The following is a 26,084-nucleotide window of genomic DNA, read 5'->3' as shown; positions in this document are numbered from 1 at the left end:
GGAAGTCAGGTGACCTCGCGCGCCCGCTCCCTCTTCAGCTTCTGCATCCTGCGGGTGATCAGTTGCCGCTTCATCGCGCCCAGATAGTCGATGAAGAGCTTCCCTTCGAGATGGTCGATCTCGTGCTGGACGCAGGTCGCCCATAGACCTGCCATGTCTTCCTGCTGCTCGTTGCCGTCGCGGTCGATCCACCGAACCGTGACTTCGGACGGGCGGGTCACGTCGGCGAACTGCTCAGGGATCGACAGGCACCCTTCCTCGTAGGTGCTTGTCTCATCCGAACTCGCGACGACTTCCGGATTGAACATGATCAGGGGCCGCGGGTCCTCGTCCTCGGCCTTAACGCAATCGAGCACGATGAGCCGATGCAATACACCGACCTGAGGCGCGGCCAGCCCGATGCCGGGCGCGGCATACATCGTCTCAAGCATGTCGTCGGCGAGTGCGCGCAACTCGTCCGACAGATCGGGAACGGGGGCAGCCACCTTCTTGAGGCGCGGGTCGGGGTGCAGCAGGATCGGACGCTTCATCGTGCCTGCGATCTAGAGACCGCCCGCCCGCCTTGCAACCGCCGCGCCCGCCGCTACGGTCTGCCCGACCCCAGCCGGAGGCCCCATGCCCAAGGATCTAGATCCCCGCTTCGACCCGATCATCGACCGCCGCGGCACCCATTGCATGAAATGGGACTTGATGGAGCCGCTCTACGGCGTGTCCCCCGACGATGGTCTGGCGATGTGGGTGGCCGACATGGACTTCCGGCCGCCCGACTGCGTGCTCCAGTCGGTGCGCGATCTGACCGATCACGGCGTTATCGGGTATTTCGGCAATGACGGCCCATACCGGGACGCGATCCGCTGGTGGATGCAGGAACGGCACGGATGGGAGGTCGACCGGGATGCGATCTTCACGACCCACGGGCTGGTGAACGGCACGGCGCTTTGCGTCGACACATGGACGGCGCCCGGCGATGGCGTGGCGCTGTTCACGCCCGTCTACCACGCCTTCGCGAAGGTCATCAAAGCCAACGGCCGCCGCATCGTCGAATGTGAGCTGGCCTATGACGGCACGCGCTACACGCCCGATTTCGAAGCATGGGACCAGGTCATCGAGCGCGAGGGGCCGAAGATGGCGATCCTCTGTTCACCCCATAACCCGAACGGGCGCGTCTGGACCAAGGCCGAACTGGAGGGGTTCGCCGCTTTGGCGCAGCGGCACGACCTGATCCTCGTCTCGGACGAGATCCATCATGATCTCGTCTTTCCGGGCCATACGCACATCCCGATGAGCCGCGTCATGGATGCCGACCGGTTGGTGATGATGACGGCCCCCACCAAGACCTTCAACATCGCGGGTGCCCATAGCGGCAACGTCATCGTGGAAGACGAGGGTCTGCGCACCGCCTTCGCGCAGCGGATGCTGGGACTGGGTCTCAGCCCGAATTCGTTCGGGCTGCACATGACGACGGCGGCCTATTCCCCCGAGGGGGCCGAGTGGGTCGATGCGCTGGTAGGCTATCTCGACGGCAACCGCCGCCTGTTCGATGAAGGGGTGAACGCGATCCCCGGCCTGCGGTCCGTGCCGCTCGAGGCGACTTACCTAAGCTGGGTCGATTTCTCTGGAACGGGCATGGAGAGGGCGGAATTCACCAAGCGGGTCGAGAAGGACGCACGACTGGCGGTTAATCACGGCCCGACTTTCGGCAAGGGCGGAGACGCCTTTCTGCGCTTCAACATCGCGACGCCTCGCTCGAATGTCGAGGCGGCGGTCGATCGGCTGAGCCGCGCTTTCGGAGACCTGCAGTAAGGCGCCGGACTGCACGGACCGGCCGGGCCGGTCCGTAACCGTGGCCTTATTTCGCGGCGACGGTCGCCTTCTTCGGCTTGGTGGCCGCCTTGCGGCGCGCGATCATTTCGGCCCGGCGTGCGCCGCGGGTCCAGGGCAGCACGGGCCGTTCGGTGCGAGCGGCTTCGGCGGCAGCGTCGATGAAGCGGGTGCGGGACATGGCGCGTCTCCGGATTGCAGCAAGGTTTCGTTAACCTTGATCCTGCTTGCCGGCGCTGGCGAAAGTCGGACCGGTCCGTGACGGAACCGGGGCGATTCAGAGCCGGATTGCGGCGATCAGCCTGCCATAATCGGGCTCTTTCCGGTGTGTTGTCCGCCGGTAGGAATAAAAGCGACCCTCGTCGGCATAGGTGCAATGGCCGATCCACTCCGCTTCGGCTCCCGCAGCGCGCAGACGATGCAGACCGTAGCCCGGCAGGTCCAGCATGTAGCGGTCACCTTCGCCTTGTGCGAAGAAACGGGCCGCCTCGTCGTCCTCTGCCAGAAAGTCGTCGAGCAGTTCGGGGCCGACCTCGTAGTTGCGCTGGCTGATCGCAGGCCCGATGGCGGCGCGGATCCGGGTCGCGCCCAAGGCTTGCATGGCGCGGATCGTCTCTTCCAGAACGCCGCCCAGGGCGCCTTTCCATCCGGCATGAGCGGCGCCCACCACGCCGTCACCCTCGAAGAGCACCGGCATGCAGTCGGCGGTGAGGATCGACAGGACCGTGCCGGGGCGATCGGTCACGAGGGCGTCCGCTTCTTCCCGCGGGGTCTCGTCGGAGGTCACGGTGATCACCCGGGCCGAATGGACCTGATGCACGCCGTGCAGGCGGTCGGCCCCCATCGCCTCCGCCACGCGGGCGCGGTTGGTCTCGACGACTTCCCGCTGGTCACCCGAGCCGAGGCCGCAATTCAGACCGGCATAGACACCCGCGGACGCCCCGCCCCTCCGGGTGAAGAACCCGTGGCGCGCCTCAAGCAGATCGGATCTCAGCGCTTCCAGCGTCATCGCATCCCCCTGTCAGACGGCTGACCCATCCACACCCGGATGGTCAAGGGGGCGGCTCGACGGGCGGTCCCTTGAGTTCCAAACGGTTGCCCCACGGGTCGCGGATATAGATCGCATGTCCCATGCCGCGTGCGCCCACCTGATGGACCTCGCGCTCGATCGCGACGTCGTGGGCGGCGAGATGGGTCCGGAGGGCGTCGGCGTCGAAGGGCCCCACCGCCAGCGCCAGATGATCCACGTTCGTCCCCGGCGTCTCGGGGGCGGCATAGGCGGCGCGCGGGTCGGACGCGTCCCACAGGCCAAGCCGGATCGCCCCAAACCACAGATGGACCATCGCGATCTCATCGTAGCGCGCGGCAGGCTCGCACCCCAGGACGTCCCGATACCACCGTTCGGCCGCGGCCAGATCGCGGACCCAGAGCACGGCGTGATCGAGGCCAAGGGGTCTGAATGGGGGTGCCATCGGCCCACCCTAGCCGCTAGGTCCGGGGGCGCACCAGCCAGGAGGGGGCAGGATGGACGAGCACGACGTGACGGCCTTTGCGGCCTCGGTCCCGGATACGGTGAAATACTATCTGGGCCGCACGCAACGTCTGCTCGACCGCCTCGCGCGAGAGCCGGATCCGGAGCGTCTTCTGGCGATCCGCCTGGCCCCGGACATGTTCGATACCGCCTTCCAGTTCGCGGTGGCGATCCGCTTCGCGGCCCGCGCGCTCGCCGTGCCGGCGGGGCAGGACGCTCCGGACATCCCCGAGGACGCGACCCTCGATGATCTGATGGCCTATTGCGAACGGATCACCGAACTCTGCGATCCCCTGGGTCTCGATCAAATGGCTCCGACGGTCATCCACCGCGCTGGCGAGGCCGATCTGGAGCAGGGCGTCGCGGGCTACGTCACCTGTTTCGCGCTCCCGAACATGCTGTTCCACCTGTCGATGGCCTATGCGGGCTTGCGGCATGGAGGCATGGGGGTGGGCAAGGCGGATTTCGACGGGTTCCACGTCTACCGTCCCGCGACGATGCGCTGAGCTCCGTGGGGCAGGGGGCGGGGCCGCTCCCTCATCCTGCCTGAAATATCCCGGGGGTGCGGGGGCAGAGCCCCCGCACAGGTGACGTAGCCCGCGACGCCCTGCTCCAGATCGGCCTCGCCAGCGCGGTCCGATCCCATCGCTTTCAGGTCAGCCGCAGCGCAGCTTTTCGGGATGGATGACGTGGTCGCGGTGGTCGCGCACATAGGCGGCGATGCCCGCGATGCAGCTCGGCTGCCCGCCGAAGCCATCCCACGGCTTGAAGTGCGGCAGGTGCCAGACCGTCGTCGCGTCGCGCTTGAGCAGGTTGGCGAAGACCGTGGCCACGATCGCGCCGCCCGCGCCGGTCAGCTTGCCGTGCCCGTGCTGCTCCGCTTCCTGGAGCGAGTAGAACCATAGCGGCGTCTTGTCGAAGCCCTTCGACTTCAGTTCGTCGGGAACCCCCACCTCCGGCGTGCCCAGCCGCGTGGCGACATGCTGTCCGCTGGCCAGCTGATAGGTGTAGCGGTCGCGGACCATGTTCCGCAGCGCGAGGTTGCGCGATTGGGGCAGGGTCAACGTCTCGCCGATCTCGGCCAGTTCGATCTCCTCGTGAACGAATGGCAGGTTCAACAGCGGCTCGCCCAGCTTCGGGCCGACGGGACGTGCCTTCTGCGCATCCGGGCCGTGGCTGTGGGTGAAGAACAGGTCCATCGTCAGGTTGGCATGTTCCGGCCGCGGCCCGAAGCCCAGCGTCTCGAAAAGCTGCTGCGGTGTACCGCCCTCGGTCAGCGTGTATTCGAACTGCGTCGTCGCATGGCCGAAGCGGTAGCAGGCGCCCGAGAACTCGACAGGCATGACCGGCGCGTCCCAACCGAACAGATGCTCGGTCGCCGCGCGCTCGAGGCAGGCCTTGTCCACGAAGGCCGGCAGGAACTCGTTCCAGACGATCCACTGGTAATGCAGCCGGATGAAGCGGCGCACTTCCTCGAAGCTCTCGAGCTTCTTCTTCACATGGTCCATCCAGACCTGCTTGGAGATCCCGTCATGGGCACAGGCGCGGATGTCGGCAGCGGGGCCGTCATTCTCCATGACCTTCGACATCAGGATGTTGTGAAGCTCGATGAAGAGCGAATGGACCTGCGCCACGATGATGTTCTCGTCGTTCCGGGGATCCCCGATCAGCGCCTTGCCCGCGCAGGTGCGGGCCAGATCGAGCGGGTTCTCGTCACGCCCATAGAGCAGCATCTGCTCCTGCTCGCCCTCGCCGTAGAGGATGTTCGAGGCCTCGGGGCCGGCGCCGTAGACGCAGTCCAGATCCAGGGCCGGGGTCCGCACGTTCGGGATCGTCGCCGGGTCGATCCGCGTGCCCAGGGCAGACGTCGCGTCGAGCGTGACGTCATGGTCGATGAACTGACCCAGGAAGGTCATGCCCGCATCGGCGGGGCCGTCCTCGTTCACGGTCGCGCTCATGCCCTGGGACAGGTCGTCGAGCGCATGGATCACGTCAGCATGGGTGATGTTCTTGATGTGGACGGGGTTGGGCGGCAACAGCCGGCCCAGCGTCTGCGCGAAGGGCCGGGCCGGGCCGTCCCCGTGCAGACAGGTCTTCATCAATTGGTCGAAGCGGGTAAGGCCGTGATGCGTGCCAGCCATGGCCGGTCTCCTCATGAAATCGTTAATCGTTACATCGGGGCACACGGGAAACGAGCGACCCGGAGCCACGCGAAAGTTAACCGAAGGCCAGGCCGGGCGCCGGTCCGGGATTCCTTACCTAAGGGAAACCTTACCTCTGGAGATCAGGCGCGCTCGTCCTTGGGGCTGCCCATGACGACGTAGGTGGTCAGCGAATGGACCTGGGGCAGGACGCCCAGCACCTCGGTGTGGAAGTGCTTGTAGGCGGCCAGATCGGCCGCCTCGACCCGCAGCAGGTATTCGACCGTGCCGGTGATGTTGTGACATTCGCGCACTTCGGGCGAGCGGGCGACGGCGCGTTCGAACGCCTCCTGCCCGGCCTTGGTGTGATCGTTCAGGCCGACGGCGATATAGGCGGTAAATCCGATCCCGGTCCCGACTGGATCCACGATGGCACGATAGCCGCGGATGATGCCCGCACGCTCTAGCGCCTGCACCCGCCGGAGCGTGGCCGAGGGCGAAAGCGCAATGCGATCCGAGAGCGCCTGGTTCGACAAGCGTCCGTCCCGCGATAGCTCGCGCAATATCCTGCGGTCGATCTCGTCAGTTTGATGCATGGATTGCTTGCATACCTATGCAATCGCAAAGAAAGCAAGGATCTGTCGCCGGCCGTATGGCAGAACTTGCGCATGACGCCCGATCTTGCCCTCGCCCTTGTCGGCTTCGCCTTCGTCACCTCGATCACACCGGGGCCGAACAATCTCATGCTGATGGCGTCCGGCGCCAATTTCGGCCTTCGCCGAACGGTTCCGCACATGCTGGGCGTCGGGCTGGGCTTCGGCTTCATGATCGTGTGCGTCGGGCTCGGCCTCGCCGGACTGTTCGAGATCTTCCCCGCGGCCAAGCTGATCCTCGCGGCGCTATCGGTTCTCTACCTGCTCTGGCTGGCCTGGAGGATCGCCAATGCGGCCCCGCCCGAACCGGGTGCCGAAGCGGGGCGCCCGCTGACCTTCCTGCAGGCGGCGGCGTTTCAGTGGGTGAACCCGAAGGCGTGGACGATGGCGCTGACGGCGCTGTCGCTCTATTCGACCGGCGCCCTCTGGTCCGTGGCGGCGGTCGCGGTGATCTTCACGGCGGTGAACCTGCCCAGCGTCGGAAGCTGGACCTTGCTCGGGCAGGGGATGGCGCGGTGGCTGACCTCGCCCGCGCGGCTGCGGGCATTCAACTGGACGATGGCGGGGCTGCTCGTCGCGTCCCTCTGGCCGTCGGTGGCGCCGCTGATCTGACGCCTTCGCCGCGCCATCTCGACAGGCGCCCCGTGCCGCGGCACTGTCCGCGCCGATGCCCGATCTCGACCTGTCCCATCCCGCCATCTCCGATCTGCGCGCATCGGCCCGCAGACGGCTGCCCAAATTCGCCTTCGAATACGTGGACAGCGGCACCGGGACCGAAGGCGGCGTGCGGATGAACCACGCGGGTCTCGACGCGGTTCGCTTTCAACCCGCGATCCTGCGCGGGCCGCTCGAGTTCGACCTGTCCGCCCGTGCCTTCGACGATCACCCGCTGCCCTTCGGGATCGCCCCGGTCGGCTATGCGGGCCTGATCTGGCCCGACGCGGAACGCCACCTCGCCCGGGCCGCCGTGCGTCACGGGATTCCCTACGGCCAGAGTACGGTCGCCACCGTCGATCCGGAGGCGACGGGCCCCATCGCCGGGGATCTGGGCTGGTTCCAGCATTATCCGGTCAACGATGCCGGCATACGCCGCGACATGCTGCGCCGCATCGCCGCGTCCGGCTGGAAGGTGCTGGTCGTGACCGTCGACGTTCCCGGAGAAAGCCGGCGGGAGCGTCAGCGACGGGCCAACATCTCCATGCCGCCGATCATCACCCCCGGAATGGTGCGGGACATGATCCTGAACCCGGCCTGGTCGATCGGGCATGCCCGCGTCGGCAAGGGGCGAAAGCCGCGCATGGTCTTTCCCGAAAGCTATCTGAAGGATCTGTCGGGTGCAGACGCCTTCGTCCATGCGGGCCGCCTGATCCGAGGCTACCCGGACGACGCATATATCGCCGCGCTGCGCGAGGAATGGGACGGCCCGCTGGTCGTGAAGGGTGTGCAGGAGGGCGCGGACGCCGAACGCCTGCTGAAGCTCGGCGTCGACGGTATCTGGGTCTCGAACCATTCCGGCCGCCAATTCGAGGGCGGGCCCGCCGCCATCGAAAATCTGCGCGAGGTGGCGGCCGCGGTCGCGGGCCGGGCGCGTGTCTTCTACTGCTCCGGTCTCCGGGGCGGGCTGGACATCCTCCGGGCCTATGCGCTTGGCGCCGACTTCGTGTTCCTGGGCAAGGCCTGGTACTTTGCGCTGGCCGCGCTTGGACCGAAGGGCGTCGATCATCTGGTGCACATCCTGTCCGACGACATGCGCTCGAACATGGCGCAACTCGGCATCACACGGCCGCAGGACGCGGCGACGCGGCTGCTCGGTTCGCAGGCATCGACCGCCCGATCCGAAGGCTGAGCCCGGAGAAGCCGCCGCATGGCCCTGTCCGGGCTTGGCATCCCGGCCCAGTCCCCTAGACTTCTGGGGCGGAGGGACCCGCCATGATCCGAACGCTCCTCGCCCTGCTGACCGCCGCCCTTGCCCTGCCCGCCGCCGCGCAGGAGAGGCGTCCCAGCCATTGCATCGCCGTCGCCGAGGTGCCCGGCGTGAAGGTCTGGCGCGCGGCTTACGGCGCGCCGCTGCCGGACGAGTTCACGGTGCGGTTGAACTACGTCGACCATTCCATGTTCCTGATTGAGACGCCGGGCGGCTTGCGCGCGGTGACCGATTACAACGGCTTCATCGGAGCGGGCGTGCCCGTGCCGGACGTGGTGACGATGAATCGCGGCCACATCACCCATTGGACACCCGACCCGGACCCGTCCATCCCCCACGTTCTGCCCGGCTGGTCCGACCGGCCCGGTACGCCCGTCGACCATTACGTCGATCTGGGCGAGTTGCTGGTTCGCTCCGTCTCCACCGACCTTAGGCCCGGACGGGGAGGGGAGGAGAACGGCAACTCGATCTTCGTCTTCGAAGTGGGCGGCCTCTGCATCGGTCACCTGGGCCACCTCCACCACGAGCCCTCGGAAGAGCAATATGCCGCGTTGGGCCGGCTCGACGTGGTGATGGCGCCCGTCGATGGCGGGCTGACCCTGCCGCACGAGACGCTGACGCGTGTGCTGACGCGCCTGCGGTCCAGCGTGGTGATCCCGATGCACTGGTTCGGCGAGGGCACGCTACAGCGCTTCCTCGACGAGATGAGCGGCGCCTTCCCTGTCGAGCGGCGCGCCGAAAGCCATCTCGAGGTCTCCCTGCGCGATCTGCCGTCGCAGCCCACGATCATCGTCCTGCCGCCGCGCTTCCTGAGCCAGCCGGAATGACCCCAGCCTCCGCCGTCGAGCCCGCGCTGCGCGCGGCCCTTCCCGCTGCCGTCTTCCGCGATCTCGAATCGCGCTATCTCGAAGAGCCGCGCGGCCGCTTCATCGCGCGCGGCGGCCTGCTGATTGCGCCTGAGAACGTCGAGCAGGTCTCGACAATCGTGCGCGCCTGCGCCGAGGCGGGCGTTCCAATCGTCCCCTATGGCGGCGGCACCGGGCTGGTCGGCGGCCAGATCGGCGACGGGTTCGAGCCGGTCGTCGTCTCGATGGAGAGGATGGCGGCGATCCGCAGCGTCGATCCGGTCGAGAACGCGCTGGTCGCCGAGGCGGGCGTGATCCTCCAGAACGTGCACGAGGCGGCCGCAGAGGCCGACCGCCTGTTTCCCCTGACCATCGCGGCTCAGGGCAGCGCGCGGATCGGGGGGATCCTCGCCACCAATGCGGGCGGCGTGAATGTCCTGCGCTACGGCAATGCGCGCGATCTGTGTCTGGGATTGGAGGCGGTTCTGCCGGATGGATCGGTTCTCCGGGGCCTGTCGCCGCTTCGCAAGGACAATGCGGGTTACGATCTGCGCCACCTGTTGGTGGGCGCCGAGGGAACGCTGGGCCTGATCACGGCGGCGACGCTCAAGCTGCATCCGCGCCCGCCCGCGCGGGCCGCGGCGATGTTCGTCGTGCCGTCGCCCGCCGCCGCGCTGGACCTGCTGAACCTCGCGCGGGATCGGGTCGGGGAAGGCGTCAGCGCGTTCGAGCTGATCGGCAGGCAGGGCCTGGAGTTCCTCGCGGAACACCTGCCTCAGGTGCGGCTGCCGCTGGGCCAGCCGGAATGGTCCGTCCTGGTCGATCTGGGCCTTGCGGGGGACCCGCAAGCGGCCCTCGAAGGGCTGTTCGAAGCGGCGGTGGAGCGGGGTCTGGCCTCGGACGGGGTGATCGCCCAATCGGAGGGGCAGCGGACCGACTTCTGGGCCGTGCGCGAATCGATCCCAGCCGCCAACCGGGCCGTGGGCGCTGTCAGCAGTCACGATATCTCCGTGCCTCTCGGCAAGCTCGCGGCCTTCATCGACCGCGCGCCGGCGGTGCTGGATCCCATCGGACGGTTCCGCATCAACTGCTTCGGCCATGTGGGGGACGGCAACCTGCATTGGAACGTGTTCCCGGTGCCCGGCCGGACCCGCGAGGATCATCAGGACGACCGCGACGCGATCAAGCGTGCGGTCCACGATCTGGTCCACGACATGGGCGGGTCCGTCGCCGCCGAACATGGGGTGGGCCGCCTGAAGGTCGAGGATCTGGAACGCTACGGCGATCCGGCGAAACTGACGGCGATGCGCTCGATCAAGGCGGCGCTCGATCCGAAGGGGATCATGAACCCCGGTGCGGTCCTGCGCGCCGGGTGAGTCAGCGGCCCCTCGGAAGGGATGGCTTCGCCGGCTGCGCCCCACCTGCGTCCGCCCAAAATAGGTGCGCCCCACCTGGGGGAGGCGGGGCGCGGGGGGGAATGGGTGACCGTCTGCGAGGCCACACTCCGACTTTGGCTGCGAATTCTTACCAAACCGTTTACGCGCCGGGGTTTTCGACTGTCGCAATCGCAAGATGCACGACTTTGCCTTTCAGGGGCGGTCGGGGCGGCGGGCGGTCCGGCAGCAGCATCGCCTCACGCACTTTGGAACCGTCGGCCCGGACCCGCTCGGCACGCCTTCTCTCGATTGCCCGGGCGACGCTCTCGACCCGACCTGTCCGGATCATGCCTTCGTCACGATGCGAAAGCGGGACTGGCCGGCGCGCGCCCATCCGCTAGGCTCTATCGTGGAAGGAGCTTCGGATGGATCCAGTTCTCGGCATCATCGGCGGATCGGGCCTTTATGGCATAGAGGGGCTGGACGGCGCATGGCGCGCGGTCGACACGCCCTGGGGCGCGCCCTCCGACGAGATCCTCGACGGGACGCTGGGCGGTCTGCGCGTGCTGTTCCTGCCGCGCCACGGGCGGGGCCATGTCCACGATCCGGCGACGATCCCCTACCTCGCCAACATCGCCGCGCTGAAATCCCTGGGCGCGACCCATGTCGTCAGCGTCTCGGCCGTCGGCTCCTTCCGCGAGGAGATGGCGCCCGGGCACTTCGTCGTCGTCGACCAGTTCGTCGACCGTACGCGCGGCCGCCCCGCCAGCTTCTTTGGGACCGGCTGCGTCGCGCATGTCAGCCTCGCCCATCCGATCTGCGACACGCTCGCCACCGCCTGCGCGGCCGCTGCGCGCGAGGCGGGCGCCACGGTCCATGAGGGCGGGATCTATCTGGCGATGGAGGGCCCGCAATTCAGCAGCCTCGCGGAATCGGCGCTCTACCGCGCCTGGGGCTGCGACGTGATCGGCATGACGAACATGCCCGAAGCCCGGCTCGCCCGCGAAGCCGAGCTGCATTACGCCACCATCGCGATGGTCACCGACTACGACAGCTGGCATCCCGATCATGGCGCCGTCGAGATCGCCGAGATCATCGCGACGCTGAAGGCGAATGCCCATCTCGCGCGGGCGACAGTGGCGGCCCTGCCCGCGCATCTGGATGCCTCGTGCGGAACCGGGTGCGCGACCGCGCTGGATCATGCGATCATGACCGCGCCGGAGGCGCGGGACCCGGCCCTGATCGAACGTCTCCGGGTCGTCGCGGGCCGCGTCGTGTGAGGCGCACCGTCCTCATCGCCGTCCTTCCCGCATCGGCCATGGCGCAGGAATTCGTCGAGTTGCCGGCCGGGATCGACGAGACCGCCTTCTACCGCGCGGTGGCCTGCGCGGCCCCTCCCGGTGGGGAATGCGGCAAGCCGTTCCTGCGCTGGCCGGGACGGACGGTCTCATTCGGGCTGGCGCAGGTCGCGGGGCGAAACGATGCGCGCCTTGCATATTACGGATCCGCGCTGGACGGCGCGCTGGCACAGATCAACGCCCTGGATCTGCCGTTGCGCGTCACGCGCGAAGACCGGCGGCCGGATGTCTCCGTCCACATCGTGGCCACGCCGCCCTACCACGTGATCGACGGGACCGGGTTGCCCGAACTCGACGGCGCGCTTCTGGAGCTTGGCCGTGTCGCGCTGACGTCCCGGGACGGGGAGATCCTGCGCGGGGCGATCGCGATCTCTGCCTTTGCGCCGGAGGACGAAGTCGCCTCGATCCTGCTGGAGGAGGTGGTTCAGGCGACCGGCCTCATGACCGATCTCCAGGGCCCTGGTGCGGACGGATCCCTGTTCGCGGAGGACGGGAACGATGTCGTCCGCCTCGAAGGGCGCGATGCGATGGCTCTGCGACGCCATTACGGGGATGACCCGGATAGCTGAACCGGGCCGTTGATCCGCCCGGCCGGGGCGGCTAACCCGGTGCGGGCGCTGTGTTGGCGCCCTGAGCGCAAGAGGCCCCGATGCAGTCCAAGACCGTCCGCGACTACATCCGTACGATCCCCGACTTTCCCGCCAAGGGGATCATGTTCCGAGACGTTACGACGCTGTTCGCCGACCCGCGCGGGATGCGGCTGGCCGTCGACCAGTTGCTCGCCCCGTTCGCCGGTCAGACGATCGACGCGGTCGCGGGGCTGGAGGCGCGTGGCTTCATTCTGGGCGGGGCGGTCGCGCATCAACTGGGCACGGGCTTCGTGCCGGTGCGCAAGAAGGGCAAGCTGCCCGGCGAGACCTACGAGCAGGCCTATGCGCTCGAATACGGCGAGGCGGTGATGGAGATCCATGTCGACGCGCTGGAGGCCGGGGCGAAGGTCCTGATGGTGGACGATCTGCTCGCCACCGGCGGGACGGCCGAAGCCGGGATCAAGCTTTTGGAGCGGCTGGGCGCAGAGGTCGTGGCCAGCGCCTTCGTCATCGACCTGCCCGATCTGGGCGGCCGCGCCCGGCTGGAAGCGATGGGGCAGCCCGTCCACGCGCTCTGCGCGTTCGAGGGCGATTGACGCCAAGCGCCGCCCGGCGGGACACCCCCGCCGAGGTCCGGGCACGAGGTGGCCACGTCTCGCGGGGCCCGCACCGCGGAACAGCCGTCAGCCCCATTGCCGGTGCCGCCGAGATGGGAGATGCGGATAAGGTGTCGCAATGACGCAATGAAGTCGGGTCTTGCGGACGAAGCACGGATTTGCCGCGTCCCGTAGGACCGTGCGTTTCAGATGTGCCCGCGCTGCAACCGGACGTGACGTGATCCGATCAAGCCAGATGGCGACGGATATGGTCGTGCCGCAATTCGATCGGGGATGGGAACGGGCCTCAGCCCTTGACCGCCCCCTCCGACAGGCCCGCGACGAGGTAGCGCTGCGCGATCATGAAGACGACCGTGATCGGCAACCCGGACAGGATCGCGGCGGCGGCGAAATCCCCCCAGAGATAGCGGAACTCGTTGAGATAGAGGCGCGAGCCCACGGCGAGGGTCAGTTGCTCTTCGGAGCGCAGCAGCACCGAGGCAATGGGGTAGTCGTTGATCACTCCGATGAAGCTGAGCACGAAGACGACCGCCACGATGGGCACCGCGAGCGGCAGGAACACGTGCCGGAAGGTTTGCCAGGGCGTCGCGCCGTCGATCTGGGCGGCTTTGTCCAGCGCAGGATCGAGCGCGTCGAAATAGCCCTTGATGGTCCAGACATGCAGGGTGATCTGACTCATGTAGATCAGGATCAGGGCCGTGTGGGCGTCGATGCCGAGGATCGGGGTGACCTCGCCCAGATTGTCGAAGATCGCGAAGAGCGCGACCAGCATTAGCGTCGTCGGAAACATCTGGATGATGAAGAGCGCGTCCAGCATCCCCGCCCGCCCGCGGAACCGGATGCGCGAGAAGGCGTAGGCCGAGATCGTCGCCAGCGCCACGATCCCCGCCGAGGCGACGAGGCCGATCTTCACGCTGTTCCACATCCAGCGCAGGACCGGGTAGGGCGGCTCGACCACCGTTCCGTCGGCGCGCACATAGTCGAGCCCGAAGGCGAGATACCAATGCTCCAGCGTCGGATTCTCGGGCAGGAGCGAACCGGTCGTGAAGTTCCCCTCGCGGAACGAGATCGAGACGACGACGAGAAAGGGGAACATGATCAGGACAAGGAACCCGATCAGAAAGCCATGGGCGGCGATCTTCTTGAGGCGCAGGCGGCCCGGATGCTCGACGATCATATGATGCGTCCTCTCATGTGCCGCCTCAGGTGCCCTTGAACCGCCGGTCGGCGGCGCGCCGCATCGCGACGAAGTTGGCATAGGCCAGGGCCGCGACGACCACGAAGATCAGGAAGGTGATGGCCCCCGCGAGGCCGAATTGCTGGGCGCTGTCGGTGAAGGCGATGCGATAGGTGAAAGAGCCCAGGATGTCGGTCTGGCCCGCCGGAATGACCGTGCCGGGGATGTCGGGCAGCCCGCGCGTCAGCAGCAGGATCAGCACCAGGTTGTTGAAGTTGAACGCGAAGGTGGCGATCAGCAGCGGCAGGAAGGGCGGCACGATCTGGGGCAGGGTGATCGTGAAGAACACGCGCATCGCGCCCGCGCCTTCCAGGGCGGCGGCCTTCTTGTGGTCGGCGGGTACGTTCTGAAGAAACCCCATCGCCAGCAGCATCATGTAGGGATAACCCAGCCAGATGTTGACGATGACGATCATCGTCCGGGCCAGGCCGCCATCAGTGAACCATTCCGGGCGGAGGCCGAACAGCGCCTCGAGGATCAGGTTCACCTCGCCGAAGTTCTGGTTGAAGAGGCCGCGGAAGACGAGGATCGAGATGAAGGCCGGCACCGCGTAGGGCAGGATCAGCAGGATCCGGTAGATCCCGCGGCCCGCGAGATGGGGCCATTGCAGGATCACCGCCAGCGTCAGTCCCACTGCGAAGCAGCCCGCCATCGAGAGGAAGGCGAAGGCCACCGTCCAGAGGAAGATCGACACCATCGGACCCCGGATGCCTTCGGAGGCGAAGATGCGCTCGAAGTTCTCGAGGCCCACGAAGACGCGCCAGCCGGGGGCGACCGCCTCACCGGTCTCGGTCTCGTAGAAGCCGATCTCGTGGTTGGGCGTCAGCACGTCGCCGCCGGCGCCCAGGAGCGTGCCGTCGGGCCGGGGCGTGTATTCGGGCGTGATCGCCGCGAACCTCCGCAGGCCGCTGGATTGCAGGCGCAGCCCATCGGGTCCGGTGAGCGTCAACGCCTGGAGGGCCGCGCGACGGGCGACGACATCGCGCATCGCCAGCGGCTCGGCCGCCGGGGTGCCGGGAGCAAGGACGATCTCGGTCTCGGTGCCGTCGAGGGCGAGCGGCTCGGAGATCAGGCCCGCCTCGGGCAGGGCGAGGCGCAGGCCGTCGCCGTCCGGGATCAGGGCGAAGGGCTGCTCGGTCTCGGGGTCGACCGTGCCGCGCGAGAGGATCACCTCGGTCGCGCGCTCGAAGGTCAGCAGGTTGAAGGACGAGTAATTCGTGAAGCCAAGCCCGATCGTGTAGGCGACCGGGAAGGCGATGAAGACGGCGACGGCGACGAGGCCGGGAAAGATGAAGCGCGTCGCGTAGAAGGCGGGGCGCGAGAAGATCGCCGCCACCGCGCCCGCCAGCACCAGCATCAGCACGCCCAGCAGGGGCTGGCCCGCCAGATAGAGGGTGAAGGCCGCGTAGAGCGTGGCCAGCACCACGAGCCCCACCACCGCCAGTCCCGCCCAACGCGCGGCGGCGGCGGGGGCTGGATCTGACGCCTCCAGGGTCGTCACGGACGCCGCCTCGGCCTGCGCCTCACTCGCCCAGGATGCGGGTGGCCGCGTCGTCCAGCGCCGCCTGCGGCTCCTGCGCCTGGCTGGTGATATTGGTCAGCGCCGGGGCCATCGCAGCCCAGAACGCGCCCATCTCCGGATTCGATGGCATCGGCACCGCGTCGGCGGCGACAGCCAGCATGCCCGAGACGTTGGCATCGTCCTGCGCCTCGGCGGCGGAGGTGTCAGCCAGAGCGCCCAGCGCACCTGAGCCGTTCCATGTCGCAAGCCCCTCGTCGGTCAGGAGATAGTTCTCGATCAGCTCGACAGCGAGGTCCGTGTTGGGAGAAGCCGCGTTGATGCCGAGCGCGATGACCCCGAGGAAGGGTGGCGCCGGGTTGCCGTTGACCGTGGGAATGGGTGCGACGGCGAAGGGGATGCCGCTGTCTTCGAGCGCACCCCAGGCCCAGGGGCCGTTGAGCACCATCGCCACCTCGCCCTTGTTCATCGCCGCATCCATGACGCCGTAGTCGACGCCCGGCGGCATCACCCCGTCCTCGACGAGCCCGTCCAGCACCGTTGCGCCCGCGACGGCGCCCTCGGTGTTCACGCCCGTCGTCGTTCCGTCGTAGGAGCCGTCGACCTTCTGGAAGGCATAGCCGCCGCCAGCCATCAGAAGCGGCATCGTGAAGTAGGTATTGTTGTAGTCCCACATGATCGGGGCCACGCCCTCGGGCACCTCGAGCGACGCAACCTCCTCGAAGGAGGCGGGCGGCTCGGAGATGAGGTCGGTGTTGTAGATCAGGTGGACGGCCTCGACCGAGACCGGGTAGCCCCAGACGCGGCCGTCGAAGGTGACCGCGTCCATGGCCGAGGGTAGCACGCCGTCGGTCCACGCCCCCGAGGGCTGCACCGGCGCGATCAGCCCGCCCGAAGCCCATTCGCCTAAGCGGTCATGCGCCCACATCACGATGTCGGGCCCGTCGCCGGTGGCGGCGGCCTGCTGGAATTTCTGCGGCAGGTCGGGATCGACCTCTTCCACGACGACCTCGATGCCCAGATCCTCGGTGAAGCCCGCGATGGCGGCGCGCAGGGCGTCCTGGTCGCGATTCGCGCCGGTCCAGATCACGATCGTCCCGTCTTCCAGGGCGGCGGCGGGCAGGGCCGTGCCGGCGAGCAGCAGGGCGAGCGTCAAGGTTCTGGTCATTCGAAATCCTCCCTGGGGTGCGACCGGCGGCACCGTTGCGCCCTGCGGCCGATGGGCGCAGGATTGCAGCGCCAACGGCCGCGCGCAACGCGGCGGCCCGCCGCGCCGCGGCCACGGAGGAGACCCGCCCATGACCGACGCGTTGAAGGTGACTGCCCTGCGCAAGTCCTATGGCGCGGTGGATGTGCTGCGCGGCATCGACGCAAGCATCGCCCAGGGCGAGTTCCTGGTGCTCGTCGGCCCCTCGGGCTGCGGCAAGTCGACTATGCTCAACTGCATCGCGGGCCTGGAGGAGACGACCTCGGGCACCATCGAGATCGCGGGTCGGGACGTCACCAACCTTCCCCCGCGCGAGCGGGACATCGCCATGGTGTTCCAGAGCTACGCGCTCTACCCGACGATGTCCGTGCGCGAGAACATCGCCTTCGGCATGAAGGTCCGCGGCATTGATCGAGACGTCCAGCGCGCCAAGGTCGAGGAGGTGGCAGGGCTCCTGCAGATTGGACCGCTGCTGGACCGGCGCCCCGGCCAGCTCTCGGGCGGGCAGCGGCAGCGTGTCGCCATGGGGCGCGCCTTGGTGCGCGATCCGGCGCTGTTTCTCTTCGACGAGCCGTTGTCGAACCTCGACGCCAAGCTGCGCGTCGAGATGCGCGCCGAGATCCGGCGGCTGCATCAGACCACGGGCGCGTCCATCGTCTATGTCACCCACGACCAGATCGAGGCGATGACGCTGGCCAGCCGGATCGTCGTGCTGGACGGGGGCGTGGTACAGCAGGCCGGCACGCCCGCCGAGATCTACGATGCGCCAGCCAATACCTTCGTTGCGGATTTCATGGGCTCGCCGTCGATGAACCTCGTGCCCGCGCGACTGGGTGAGGGGCGGCTCGAATTCGGGGACGGACGGTCGATCGCCTTGTCTGCGCCGCCCGCCGGGGCCGCGCCGGGGGCCGAGGTGATCGCGGGGATCCGGCCCGAAGCCTTCGGGCCGGGTGGCGACCTGCCGGTGCGCCCCGACATGATCGAGAATACCGGCTCGGACCTCTATCTACGCTTCGATCTCGCCGGCAAGCCGGTCACGGCGCGCCTGCCTGCTCGGGCGGGGCTGGGCGCCGAGCCCGCGCTTGCGGTCGACACGTCGCGCATCTGCTTCTTCGATCCGGGCGAAGGCGGCCGCCGCTTGGGTTGAGGCGAGGCCAGGAGCCTCTCATCCGTGCAATCCTGCTTGCGATGCTGGGCTCTGCCCTCCGGATCCGTCGTCGGTCTAGCCTGATCCCGCGCCGCCGCATCGGTCGGCGGCCGGATGCGAAAGGCCCGCCATGATCCAGACCCGGCAATTCGGCCGCAACGGCCCCATCGTCTCGCGCCTGTCGCTTGGAACGATGACGTTCGGAGCCGAGACGCCCGAGGCCGACGCCATATGCCAGCTTGACCCCTTCGCGGAACGCGGCGGCACCTTCATCGACACGGCGGATGTCTCTTCGGGCGGTGTCTCCGAGGAGATCATCGGATGCTGGATCGCCGCACGCGGGGTGTTGCAACCATTCAGAAACGTCACTCGGCTTGCAAAGCAGAAGCGTCACCGCAGTGCGCGACGGCAGCAAAGCCTGACAGGGCGGAGACCTGAGATATCGCAGCCCTGGCTGGCTTTGCGGGATAGGGAAAAGACTGCTTTTGCAGTGTTGAAATGCGTAGCGATGTAAGCGCCGCCTTATTGGTCCGTGCGCTCATCGACGGCAGCTTGGCATCTACCCGGTAAAGCTCTTATCACACTGAATTGGAAAAACACTTTCGGGCTTGGTGGCGGGTCCAGATTGGGAAGTATCTGACGCATCACCCCTGTTACGGCAGGTTGGTTCGCAAGCACTATCCCGTTTTCTAGGACGTCACACCGAGCCACGACAAAGCCTGGCTGCTGGGTGTCCGTCAAATCAATGCTTCCAGACACCGCTAGGCGATCTTGATGCCAACGTCTGGCCGCCCCTTCGGCTTCTTCCCACTCGACCTAATCTTGCCATTCGTTTGCGAACTCGGCCTCAAAATCGGGATGTCCTCCCCACAAGATACAGCCGAGCACAGTGTTAAACGGTGGCGGGAGAATCGTGGCTACCAGTGTTCCGACTTCGGTGTCCAAGCGGATGCGTTGTTGGTGTTCGTTTTGGTCAATGACATCGCCTAAACTCAGCAATGGGGCATTTGTGCTCTGAACTACGCTGACTTCACATGCATCGAATACTTCGTTTAGAGAAACGTCGGCATATGCTTCAGAGGACAACAACGATAAGGCTGCAAGGCCAGCCGAAGTAAAAGGATATCGCAACAAGATCGTCTCTCCGTTGTTCGGGGGGGCTACCGGCAACGCACTGATGAAGCAACATGGCGTTATCGCCGCGTCTATTTTTCGAAACTACGCAAACAGCGCGATATCAATCGTTTACAAATTCTGAAGCTTCTTCCACCCGTTCTTTGCGACACCCTTCATAATAGGCTTCCATTTTTGAAGCTCGGCCTCGCGGTCGGCGGCCAGTCTTTTTGTAGACATTCTTCGCGCTGACCGGTTTGACCTTTGGTGGCGGCGCGGCCTTTTCTTGTTCTTCCTTGATGTGGGCCAGGACGGCGCTCAGGTATTTGTTCTCTGTAATCGCGGGATGGGTGACGCGCTGTTGGCACGGATGCGCGGGTTCAGGATCCATGATGCGGACGCCCGTACCCTCGAACGGGCTGATCTTGCGGGATGCGATCCCGGCGCTGCGGGCGCGGTCGCAGAGCCGGTCCGATTTGCGTCACTGATTCCGTCAGACGTCTCCTCCGCGTCTCCGAACAGCTCAGTCGCTCTACCGGAAGATGACGGACGGCCGTCGGCCTATGTCGCGGGGGGCTGCGCCAGCGGGACGTCGAACCCGGCGCTGAGGAACTCGCCCGATCCGAGCCGCAGGTCGGTGTAGATGAAGCGGGCCTCGTGCTCTGCGGCCTTCGAAACGTCCAGCCTGGTGCCTGACTCGAATATGTTGACGCCAGGATAGAGGATCGGCGGAAGCTGCCCGGTAAACGCCTGAAAGGTCTTGCGATCTTCTGACTTGACGCGGACCTGGATCGTGCAGTCCGACCGCCGCAAATCGATCGGGATCCCGGTGCCGTTGCTGATCACTACGGCATGCGCGATCCCGTCGGTCCCGATTGCGACGGAGCCATTCAGGGTAAAGACCCTCAGCTTGCGCCGATGCTCCGGCCCGATCGGGACGCGCGGCTCGTCGCCCTCCGCGGGCAACTCGTTGACCGCGACGATCTCCGCGGCCGTGCAGGGATGATCCATCGTCAAGACGGTCTTTCCCAGACCGATCAACCTGACATGTGCGAGGAAGAGATGCGGCGCGATCCGCACTGTCCGAACGCTCCGGCCGTCCTGGTCGAGACCGAGCGTTCTTCGATCGTCCTTGGTCTGAAGGAGCAGGCCGACCTGTGCACGGTCGGACTCGAGCGCAAAAGGCAGCAGGGACAGGATCAGCGAAGGGCCTTCGACATTGATCCGCGTGTTCCACGCGTCGGACCAATGCGCGCGGTCTCCAAGCTGGACCGGAAACCTCTGCCCTCCGACCAGGGCGTCGATCGCCTTCACGGCGGCCTCGCCTTCCGGACTGCCTTCCGTCCGCGCCGCATTCAGCAGGCTGCCATACTCGAAACGGTGGCCGCGGCCCCGGACGCGGGAGCCGCCGGCGGCATGGACTTTCGGGATCTGCGTCTTGTCGACGACCCCCTCGGCACCCGTCCCCTTCAGCTCTTCCGCCGTTTCCTCGATTCCGCGCTTTCCGCCGAAGGAGTAGAACAAGGGCGAGTTGAGCGATGGCCCCTTCCGCGGCGTGCCGAGGACGCGTGTCGGCCCAAGCCCCCTGATCTCGCGGAACTTGATATCCCGCACGAGACGAACCTTCGAGCCCGCGAAATCCCGGCGTTCGTCGTAACTCGGCGTGCCGAAGGAGTAGACCCTGTCCGTCAGGTGAAAGAGGAACCGGCGGGCCGCGTCCCGATCGAACGCGAGATCGGTTTCGCACAGCTCGATAAGGCGCTTGGCGTTGGAGGCCGCGTAGGTTGCGCCCTCGACGTCGTAGAAGGTCTGCCCGCAGGTGATGACAGGCGTATCGAAGGCCATCGACAGCACTCCGGTGCCCGAGTTGATCAGCACGACCTTTTCCGCCAGTTCGATCAGATCGTAGATATTCGCGTCGTCCGGCACGACGTGAGCATTCGCCAGCGGAGGCACCGTGTCTTCGAGCGGATGCTTCTTTACGACGATCTCCCAGCGACTGGGATCAAGTCGCTCTGACAGGCTGTCTATCCATGAGGCGAAGGTCTCGACCCGGCCGACATCGCCCGCGAAAAACCGGATCACTGTGTCATTGGGTCGTTGGAGCGGAATGAAGATAACATTGCGATTGCCGAGACCGAGCACTTGGCGCCAGTATTCGGGACCTTTCCGGCTTCCGTTGCTTTCGAGCGTCGCGCCGCTGATCCTGAGGTCACGCACATAGCGATCGATCTTGAGGCGCTCCTCCGGGGTCAGCTCGGCGGGGCGATTTGGGACGTGGTATGTCGCGCTGTCGGCGTTGAAGCCGCCCGGATCGAAGAACCAGCTGTCGGGAAGTGCGCCACGATCGAAGGTCCAGAGCGGGAGGCCGCGCGCGCGGACGCCCTCATAGATATGCCGCCTTAGCCGGTTGCCGTAGGGATTAAGGAAGCCGATCCGCGTGATCGCATGGTCGTCAACGTAGCGCAGCACTCCGTCGACGTCTGTGAACCGGGCCTCCGGCACGCGGTGGATCCGACCCATGTCCGGCTTGGCGAACCGCATCGCACGATCGCTTCGGCTGTCGGGCTCGACCAGCAGCAACGTCCGCTCATCGCTCTGGACATCTTCGAGAGGGTCCGGCCGATACCCGGACCGATCGAACTGCACCATGACGTTGCGCAGAATCTCGAAGTTACGCCGTGACTGGAAATAGTCGGGGATCCGGCGGCGGGGATGGTTAAGGTGGACGAAGAATACACCGCGTTGAAAGACATCGATCCCGTAGAGTGCGAAGTACGGCCGGAAACCAGCATATTCGGTTATGTTGTTGGACTTTCGGTCCTCGTAGTAGCGCGCAGTGCGGGGCCCCTTTCGGCAAGTATCCGCAAGGCGGTGTAGAAGGTCGTAATCTTCGGCCCCATGGCCGTAGAACTGCCGATTGTGCCCGCCCTGAGCGAGATACGTGTGGCGGTTCGCCACGATCGCTGAGCTGCCGTAGGCGATCGAGTCGACGAAGCCATGGGCCCCTTCGATGACCCGTGCGTGCCAGCCGTAGATCAATTCGTCCGCCTGAAGGGTGTCGTGCTCCTCGCGCCAGGTCTCGGTGCCCGCCTCGCTGAGGAATAGAACGGGCACGCAGAAGAAGTCGTAGGCGTTGACGTCCATGCGTCGGCCATAGGCTTCGGCATGGATCTTGCGATACATCTCCGGCGGCGCGGTAAAATCGATATCGTGAAACATGACGATATCGGTCCGGGCGTGCTGTACGCCGATGTCCCGCGCCTCACCGATCGAAAATGCCCGGTCTTCGGCCTCGACCCGGACGACATGGACGCCCTCGATGCCATCGCAGATCTCGTTGATGCGACCGGCTTCCTCGGCGCTGCTGCCGAAATCGACGACGAGCACGTCGAAGGTGTCCTTGGGAACATTGCTCACAATCGACCTGAACCGCGCCTCGCCTTCGAAGACGCTCGCCCCGAGCCTGACCGGCACGATAGCGGTCAACTTCCCAGGCGTCCGATCGTCAGAACCCATTCCAGTTCTCCAGTTTTGCCTAGACCCGTATCGCCCCGGACCAGCTACAGCCGTTCAAAGAGCACAACCGCGCCGACGGAGTTGTCGGGATCGTAGCCAAAGCCCTGCGCGTGAAGGGCTTTGAACAACCGCGCGATCCCCTCTTTCCCGGTCTGCGACTTGTGCAGCTCGAAATAGAGGCGCTCGACGCCGCGAAAATCCGTCGCCGGCACGAGGTCGACTTCCGCTCCTTCAATGTCGCAGATGATCACGGTTGGTGCGAACCGGTCGATGAGCTTCTGCAGATCGAGCTTGGCGATTTCTATCTTCTTTTCGTAGGCCGCGGAGCCGTCGAGCGACGATCCCCAGAAATTCTTGCGCAAGTAGAATGCAGCCGTCTCGGCATCGTCGTCGCTGGGCGGACAGGCAAGGGCGTTGATGACCTCATAGTCAAAGCCGTTTCTCCGATGGGTATCGCGGATCGTCTCGCACAGGACCGGGTTGGCTTCGACGACGCAGCACGCATCGAGATTGACCGTCTTTCCGGCGAGCGCTGACAGGTAGCCGACGCCACCGCCCAGTTCGAGAAGGCGGTCGCCATCCCGCAGGAAGCAATGGAGGTAGCGCGCTTCAAGCGCCTCGTACTTGCCGGACTGAAACGCTTCCAGCATCCGTTCCGATAACAGCGCACGCGGGATGCTGAGTTTGACGCCCCGTAGCGCGAATCGTCCGGCATCTGGATCGCTCATCTGTACATCGTCCCCATCTGTCCGGCCCGGGCAGCGCAGATCGGCCGGCGCCTTTGCCGTTTGCACGGTTGGGTCTATTGTGCTGCCTTTCCGGGAGCAAGCGACGGCTGGGCAGTCGAGGGCACGCCGCCTCCGATCCCGGGCTGGACAGCGCGGCGCGATGTTGGCCTCGTGCTTTCGCAAAGTGATCTCCCAAATGCCCCCGAATGCGTTAAGGGAAATCACTTGATGAAACGAAGTCCCGGATGCCTCCCAGTACCCCAGCATCCTGTCCGGGCGGCTTGGCAGAACCTGCGTCACCCGCGACCGTGTGATCGAGAGCGGGCGCCTGTCGCGTGCCGCAATGTCGGAGGTGGAATGCCCGGGCCAGACGGCCGTCGAGATCCTGGCGGGAGAACCGATCGTCCGCAGTGTTCAGACCAACCGTTTCGCATCGCCGTCCTCCCCCTGCGGCGCACGCTAGGAATTCATCCGTAAGGCCGGCCCACGCGCAGCGTTGGGTTGATCCAAAGTCGTTCGCCAAGACCGTGGTGCAGGGCCCTCGTGCCTGGCACGAGGCAGAAGTATAGGATCGCATCGAGCCGGTGCAGCAGGAGCCGCTGCTGCACCGGGCTCTCCAGCTGGAGTCGGAGGACAGTGCTCCGTGATCGACCGACGTTGCCGGCGCGATCCACACGCGATCAGTCTTGGCGGCATGAACTGCGCCCAGCCAACGAAACGGAGGAGACAGAGGGACTATCAATAGCCCATCAGGCTTTCGTGACGGGCCGGCCTTCCGCATTCGTGAGCCGCCCGCGATCCGGATCCATCCGGATCGCTGCGGGGGTTTCGCAACCAGCACGGCGCGCCAGCCGAGGCTGTCTGCCCGGTCGGCGAAGACGGCGAAATCGGGCATGTCGACACGGCTCCGCTGAGGCGTGCGGACGACCGACGCCATGGGACCGGTGCGCAGACGGAGCGCTCGATGCGGCCGCGGCTGGAAGCGATTAGCCAACCCGTCCACGCGCTCTGCGCGTTCGAGGGCGATTGATGCCAAGCGCCGCCCGGCGGGACACCCCCGCCGAGGTCCGGGCGCAAGGTAGCCGCGTGGCGCAGGTCCCGTACCGCCGGCCTCTCTCCGGACAGGGTCGGGGCCATGCGAATGTGCCGGGGGCGGTCACGATTCCGCAGTCCTCCGAAGACTGGGTAGCCCCGCCACGAATTGATTTTGGCGGAGGACCAGCCGGCCCTCTGCGAGGAGGACGTGCAGCGGCGAGAGCATCCAGTCGGAGCCGTTGTCGTCCGGAAGGCCGATCTGTCTGGCGACGGATCACCTTCTCGGTGCGATCTGCACCGTCAAGACGTCGAGGCTGACCTGGCCGGACGTCCCATCGTCCCACAACATCGCCCAAGGCGCGACGATCAGAATACAGGTCGTATCATCGCAAATCCGGCCACGTCCCTGAAGTATCCCGGCCGGAAGTCCTTCGGTCTCGGGGGATTCTCGAACACTATCGAGCCCGATGGCGTCGATCCGCTCGTTCAGCCGGTCGTACCACGCGTTGATCGCATCGACGTCGGGTTCGACACGACCGAGGTGCAGGGCGCCAACGCATGACGTGACGTATTGCAGATCGGGCGAGTCGATCGTCTCTTGCGTTCCAAAGACCAGCGCATTGAGAGCCGGAGGGTAGGGTGAACCCTCTCCGAAGGGATCGTCCAGATCCCACACCTGCCTGGCCGTCTCGACCGGCACCGTCGTGCAGGTCACGTCATGATGCCGGTAGGGCAGATCCTCTTGAATCGTCAGGTTCCATCCTTCGAAGGTGAGCCCGGCCTCGTTCTCGAAAGCCAGTTCGGACGTGTCGCGGATCTCTTGCGTGCCAAGCGCAGGAGCGAGGGCCCGAGCCATCTCTTCCGGCGATCGCGGCGTTGCCAGGGCGGCGGCAAATACCGCGTCTTCCATTTGTGTCAGGCGGTCGGGCGATTGCCCCATCGCCTGTGTCGCATGAACGGCGAGCAGAACCATGACCCACCGGAAAGTCGCACACGTCATCCGTTCATCCCGTCATCTGCCAGTCCGTGCCTTCGCTCGCCTGAAAAACGGGAACAAAGTGGGCGGCCGCGTGACGATTCTCGGTTGCGGGTCTTTCCGTCGGCCCGCCGCCGACGCCGCGGCGCTGGCCTATCTCCGGCAGGCAATGACCGGAGAGGAGAGACATGCGGACGTCGCGGGCCAATTCCGAAGCAAGAGCACCGACCCCACCGCAGACAGGCCCTGCGGCCCCCGGAACGGCCCCTAATGCGTCCAGGCGCCTCGGCGGTTGGTGGCGAAGTTCTCTCCGTAGCCGCCGGCGCGGATGTTCGTCTTCCGCTTCTGCGGCCGCAGGACCACGTAGTCGATGCCGCGATCCCTGGCGTAGTCCTCGGCTTCCTCGCGGCTCTCGAAAGACAGGCGCACCTGCGCCTGGGTGTCCCGCGATCCGGTCCAGCCGGTCAGCGGATCGATCTCGCGAGGCGTGTCGGGCACGAATTCCAGCACCCAGTCCCGGGTCTTCGCGGTGCCGGAGGACATGGCCGTCTTGGCGGGCTTGAAGATGCGGGCGCGCATTGGGGCTCCGTAGGATCGTTGCGGGGACCAGATAGCGGCCCATCCCCGCCCGAGGCAAGGGGAGGCAGGCGGGCAAAGGGTCACGGCCCGCCATGGCAGCAGCCCGTCCCGCCGCCCTTGACCCTGACCCGCCGGGCACCGACATTTCCCCTTCATTCCCGGAGAGCC

25 protein-coding genes are annotated in these 26,084 nt (G+C 66.3%); 11 read left to right on the top strand and 14 right to left on the bottom strand.

The window, feature by feature from the left end; all coding sequences use genetic code 11:
• Positions 1-5: 5 nt before the first annotated feature.
• Positions 6-530: a peptide deformylase gene (def, locus tag jaqu_RS20060; RefSeq protein ID WP_043920827.1), complete on the bottom strand. Its 525-nt coding sequence runs from the start codon at positions 528-530 to the stop codon at positions 6-8.
• 85 nt (positions 531-615) lie between these two features.
• Here def and jaqu_RS20055 point away from each other — a divergent pair, with 85 nt between their 5' ends.
• Positions 616-1,803 carry a MalY/PatB family protein gene (locus jaqu_RS20055; protein WP_043920826.1) on the top strand — a complete coding sequence of 396 codons (1,188 nt, stop codon included), beginning with the start codon at positions 616-618 and terminating at the stop codon, positions 1,801-1,803.
• Positions 1,804-1,849: 46 nt separating this feature from the next.
• On the opposite strand, the gene jaqu_RS21920 is transcribed toward jaqu_RS20055, so the two are convergent.
• From jaqu_RS21920 to jaqu_RS20045, 3 genes are all read right to left on the bottom strand, one after another.
• Positions 1,850-2,002 carry a hypothetical protein gene (locus jaqu_RS21920; RefSeq protein WP_169746099.1) on the bottom strand — a complete coding sequence of 51 codons (153 nt, stop codon included), beginning with the start codon at positions 2,000-2,002 and terminating at the stop codon, positions 1,850-1,852.
• Between the two features lie 96 nt (positions 2,003-2,098).
• The gene (pgeF, locus tag jaqu_RS20050; protein ID WP_043920825.1) at positions 2,099-2,830 is read right to left on the bottom strand and encodes a peptidoglycan editing factor PgeF; all 732 of its coding nucleotides are present in this window, start codon (positions 2,828-2,830) and stop codon (positions 2,099-2,101) included.
• Between the two features lie 43 nt (positions 2,831-2,873).
• The gene (locus tag jaqu_RS20045) at positions 2,874-3,293 is read right to left on the bottom strand and encodes a VOC family protein (protein WP_043920824.1); all 420 of its coding nucleotides are present in this window, start codon (positions 3,291-3,293) and stop codon (positions 2,874-2,876) included.
• Between the two features lie 52 nt (positions 3,294-3,345).
• Between jaqu_RS20045 and jaqu_RS20040 the strand changes: the two genes are divergently transcribed.
• On the top strand, positions 3,346-3,858 hold the full coding sequence (locus jaqu_RS20040) for a DUF1993 family protein (protein ID WP_043920822.1): 513 nt from the start codon (positions 3,346-3,348) through the stop codon (positions 3,856-3,858).
• 150 nt (positions 3,859-4,008) lie between these two features.
• On the opposite strand, the gene jaqu_RS20035 is transcribed toward jaqu_RS20040, so the two are convergent.
• Positions 4,009-5,493: a peroxidase family protein gene (locus tag jaqu_RS20035; RefSeq protein WP_043920818.1), complete on the bottom strand. Its 1,485-nt coding sequence runs from the start codon at positions 5,491-5,493 to the stop codon at positions 4,009-4,011.
• A 143-nt stretch (positions 5,494-5,636) separates the two neighbouring features.
• A complete protein-coding gene (locus tag jaqu_RS20030; RefSeq protein WP_043920817.1) occupies positions 5,637-6,089 on the bottom strand; it encodes an Lrp/AsnC family transcriptional regulator in 453 nt (150 codons plus the stop codon).
• Positions 6,090-6,161: 72 nt separating this feature from the next.
• Between jaqu_RS20030 and jaqu_RS20025 the strand changes: the two genes are divergently transcribed.
• From jaqu_RS20025 to jaqu_RS19990, 7 genes are all read left to right on the top strand, one after another.
• A complete protein-coding gene (locus jaqu_RS20025; protein ID WP_043920868.1) occupies positions 6,162-6,758 on the top strand; it encodes a LysE family translocator in 597 nt (198 codons plus the stop codon).
• Between the two features lie 55 nt (positions 6,759-6,813).
• Entirely contained in the window at positions 6,814-7,992 is a 1,179-nt protein-coding gene (locus jaqu_RS20020) for an alpha-hydroxy acid oxidase (RefSeq protein WP_043920815.1), read from the top strand.
• 83 nt (positions 7,993-8,075) lie between these two features.
• Positions 8,076-8,897, top strand: coding sequence for an MBL fold metallo-hydrolase (locus tag jaqu_RS20015; RefSeq protein WP_043920813.1), 822 nt, complete (start codon positions 8,076-8,078; stop codon positions 8,895-8,897).
• The gene (locus jaqu_RS20010) at positions 8,894-10,291 is read left to right on the top strand and encodes an FAD-binding oxidoreductase (RefSeq protein ID WP_043920812.1); all 1,398 of its coding nucleotides are present in this window, start codon (positions 8,894-8,896) and stop codon (positions 10,289-10,291) included. Before jaqu_RS20015 ends, jaqu_RS20010 begins: the two co-directional genes overlap by 4 nt.
• A 425-nt stretch (positions 10,292-10,716) precedes the next feature.
• Positions 10,717-11,571: an S-methyl-5'-thioadenosine phosphorylase gene (locus jaqu_RS20000; protein WP_043920806.1), complete on the top strand. Its 855-nt coding sequence runs from the start codon at positions 10,717-10,719 to the stop codon at positions 11,569-11,571.
• Positions 11,568-12,218, top strand: coding sequence for a hypothetical protein (locus jaqu_RS19995; protein ID WP_043920804.1), 651 nt, complete (start codon positions 11,568-11,570; stop codon positions 12,216-12,218). The genes jaqu_RS20000 and jaqu_RS19995 overlap by 4 nt, the downstream gene beginning before the upstream one ends.
• An 80-nt stretch (positions 12,219-12,298) precedes the next feature.
• Positions 12,299-12,835 carry an adenine phosphoribosyltransferase gene (locus tag jaqu_RS19990; RefSeq protein WP_043920803.1) on the top strand — a complete coding sequence of 179 codons (537 nt, stop codon included), beginning with the start codon at positions 12,299-12,301 and terminating at the stop codon, positions 12,833-12,835.
• Between the two features lie 307 nt (positions 12,836-13,142).
• On the opposite strand, the gene malG is transcribed toward jaqu_RS19990, so the two are convergent.
• The 3 genes from malG to malE are packed head-to-tail and all read right to left on the bottom strand — an operon-like array spanning position 13,143 to position 16,780.
• On the bottom strand, positions 13,143-14,033 hold the full coding sequence (gene malG / locus jaqu_RS19985) for a maltose ABC transporter permease MalG (RefSeq protein ID WP_043920801.1): 891 nt from the start codon (positions 14,031-14,033) through the stop codon (positions 13,143-13,145).
• Positions 14,034-14,058: 25 nt separating this feature from the next.
• On the bottom strand, positions 14,059-15,594 hold the full coding sequence (gene malF, locus jaqu_RS19980) for a maltose ABC transporter permease MalF (RefSeq protein WP_043920800.1): 1,536 nt from the start codon (positions 15,592-15,594) through the stop codon (positions 14,059-14,061).
• A 22-nt stretch (positions 15,595-15,616) separates the two neighbouring features.
• Entirely contained in the window at positions 15,617-16,780 is a 1,164-nt protein-coding gene (gene malE, locus jaqu_RS19975) for a maltose/maltodextrin ABC transporter substrate-binding protein MalE (RefSeq protein WP_043920799.1), read from the bottom strand.
• Positions 16,781-16,910: 130 nt separating this feature from the next.
• Here malE and jaqu_RS19970 point away from each other — a divergent pair, with 130 nt between their 5' ends.
• Both jaqu_RS19970 and jaqu_RS21500 read left to right on the top strand, forming a co-directional pair.
• Entirely contained in the window at positions 16,911-17,966 is a 1,056-nt protein-coding gene (locus jaqu_RS19970) for an ABC transporter ATP-binding protein (protein ID WP_043920798.1), read from the top strand.
• Positions 17,967-18,096: 130 nt separating this feature from the next.
• The gene (locus jaqu_RS21500; RefSeq protein WP_043920797.1) at positions 18,097-18,480 is read left to right on the top strand and encodes an aldo/keto reductase; all 384 of its coding nucleotides are present in this window, start codon (positions 18,097-18,099) and stop codon (positions 18,478-18,480) included.
• Positions 18,481-19,203: 723 nt separating this feature from the next.
• Here jaqu_RS21500 and jaqu_RS21915 read toward each other — a convergent pair.
• From jaqu_RS21915 to jaqu_RS19935, 5 genes are all read right to left on the bottom strand, one after another.
• Positions 19,204-19,470, bottom strand: a complete 267-nt coding sequence (locus jaqu_RS21915) for a hypothetical protein (protein WP_141134285.1) — start codon at positions 19,468-19,470, stop codon at positions 19,204-19,206.
• 170 nt (positions 19,471-19,640) lie between these two features.
• Positions 19,641-22,598, bottom strand: a complete 2,958-nt coding sequence (locus jaqu_RS19955; RefSeq protein WP_052501091.1) for a capsular polysaccharide export protein, LipB/KpsS family — start codon at positions 22,596-22,598, stop codon at positions 19,641-19,643.
• A 44-nt stretch (positions 22,599-22,642) separates the two neighbouring features.
• Positions 22,643-23,626 (bottom strand): SAM-dependent methyltransferase, encoded by a 984-nt coding sequence (locus jaqu_RS19950; protein ID WP_141134284.1) that lies wholly within the window; start codon positions 23,624-23,626, stop codon positions 22,643-22,645.
• A gap of 1,009 nt (positions 23,627-24,635) precedes the next feature.
• Positions 24,636-25,334, bottom strand: a complete 699-nt coding sequence (locus jaqu_RS19945; protein WP_043920794.1) for a hypothetical protein — start codon at positions 25,332-25,334, stop codon at positions 24,636-24,638.
• A 270-nt stretch (positions 25,335-25,604) separates the two neighbouring features.
• Positions 25,605-25,916 (bottom strand): ETC complex I subunit, encoded by a 312-nt coding sequence (locus tag jaqu_RS19935; protein ID WP_043920792.1) that lies wholly within the window; start codon positions 25,914-25,916, stop codon positions 25,605-25,607.
• Between the last annotated feature and the right edge of the window lie 168 nt (positions 25,917-26,084).

Origin of the sequence: Jannaschia aquimarina, assembly GCF_000877395.1 — a bacterium.
GTDB lineage: Bacteria > Pseudomonadota > Alphaproteobacteria > Rhodobacterales > Rhodobacteraceae > Jannaschia > Jannaschia aquimarina.
This window is presented reverse-complemented; position numbering and strand designations above follow the sequence as displayed.

What these genes read in the sequence shown, in the direction of transcription:
- def (WP_043920827.1), bottom strand. Translation starts at nt 530, where the DNA reads ATGAAGCGTCCGATCCTGCTGCACCCCGACCCGCGCCTCAAGAAGGTG.
- jaqu_RS20055 (WP_043920826.1), top strand. Translation starts at nt 616, where the DNA reads ATGCCCAAGGATCTAGATCCCCGCTTCGACCCGATCATCGACCGCCGC.
- jaqu_RS21920 (WP_169746099.1), bottom strand. Translation starts at nt 2,002, where the DNA reads ATGTCCCGCACCCGCTTCATCGACGCTGCCGCCGAAGCCGCTCGCACC.
- pgeF (WP_043920825.1), bottom strand. Translation starts at nt 2,830, where the DNA reads ATGACGCTGGAAGCGCTGAGATCCGATCTGCTTGAGGCGCGCCACGGG.
- jaqu_RS20045 (WP_043920824.1), bottom strand. Translation starts at nt 3,293, where the DNA reads ATGGCACCCCCATTCAGACCCCTTGGCCTCGATCACGCCGTGCTCTGG.
- jaqu_RS20040 (WP_043920822.1), top strand. Translation starts at nt 3,346, where the DNA reads ATGGACGAGCACGACGTGACGGCCTTTGCGGCCTCGGTCCCGGATACG.
- jaqu_RS20035 (WP_043920818.1), bottom strand. Translation starts at nt 5,493, where the DNA reads ATGGCTGGCACGCATCACGGCCTTACCCGCTTCGACCAATTGATGAAG.
- jaqu_RS20030 (WP_043920817.1), bottom strand. Translation starts at nt 6,089, where the DNA reads ATGCATCAAACTGACGAGATCGACCGCAGGATATTGCGCGAGCTATCG.
- jaqu_RS20025 (WP_043920868.1), top strand. Translation starts at nt 6,162, where the DNA reads ATGACGCCCGATCTTGCCCTCGCCCTTGTCGGCTTCGCCTTCGTCACC.
- jaqu_RS20020 (WP_043920815.1), top strand. Translation starts at nt 6,814, where the DNA reads ATGCCCGATCTCGACCTGTCCCATCCCGCCATCTCCGATCTGCGCGCA.
- jaqu_RS20015 (WP_043920813.1), top strand. Translation starts at nt 8,076, where the DNA reads ATGATCCGAACGCTCCTCGCCCTGCTGACCGCCGCCCTTGCCCTGCCC.
- jaqu_RS20010 (WP_043920812.1), top strand. Translation starts at nt 8,894, where the DNA reads ATGACCCCAGCCTCCGCCGTCGAGCCCGCGCTGCGCGCGGCCCTTCCC.
- jaqu_RS20000 (WP_043920806.1), top strand. Translation starts at nt 10,717, where the DNA reads ATGGATCCAGTTCTCGGCATCATCGGCGGATCGGGCCTTTATGGCATA.
- jaqu_RS19990 (WP_043920803.1), top strand. Translation starts at nt 12,299, where the DNA reads ATGCAGTCCAAGACCGTCCGCGACTACATCCGTACGATCCCCGACTTT.
- malG (WP_043920801.1), bottom strand. Translation starts at nt 14,033, where the DNA reads ATGATCGTCGAGCATCCGGGCCGCCTGCGCCTCAAGAAGATCGCCGCC.
- malE (WP_043920799.1), bottom strand. Translation starts at nt 16,780, where the DNA reads ATGACCAGAACCTTGACGCTCGCCCTGCTGCTCGCCGGCACGGCCCTG.
- jaqu_RS19970 (WP_043920798.1), top strand. Translation starts at nt 16,911, where the DNA reads ATGACCGACGCGTTGAAGGTGACTGCCCTGCGCAAGTCCTATGGCGCG.
- jaqu_RS21500 (WP_043920797.1), top strand. Translation starts at nt 18,097, where the DNA reads ATGATCCAGACCCGGCAATTCGGCCGCAACGGCCCCATCGTCTCGCGC.
- jaqu_RS21915 (WP_141134285.1), bottom strand. Translation starts at nt 19,470, where the DNA reads ATGGATCCTGAACCCGCGCATCCGTGCCAACAGCGCGTCACCCATCCC.
- jaqu_RS19955 (WP_052501091.1), bottom strand. Translation starts at nt 22,598, where the DNA reads ATGGGTTCTGACGATCGGACGCCTGGGAAGTTGACCGCTATCGTGCCG.
- jaqu_RS19945 (WP_043920794.1), bottom strand. Translation starts at nt 25,334, where the DNA reads ATGGTTCTGCTCGCCGTTCATGCGACACAGGCGATGGGGCAATCGCCC.
- jaqu_RS19935 (WP_043920792.1), bottom strand. Translation starts at nt 25,916, where the DNA reads ATGCGCGCCCGCATCTTCAAGCCCGCCAAGACGGCCATGTCCTCCGGC.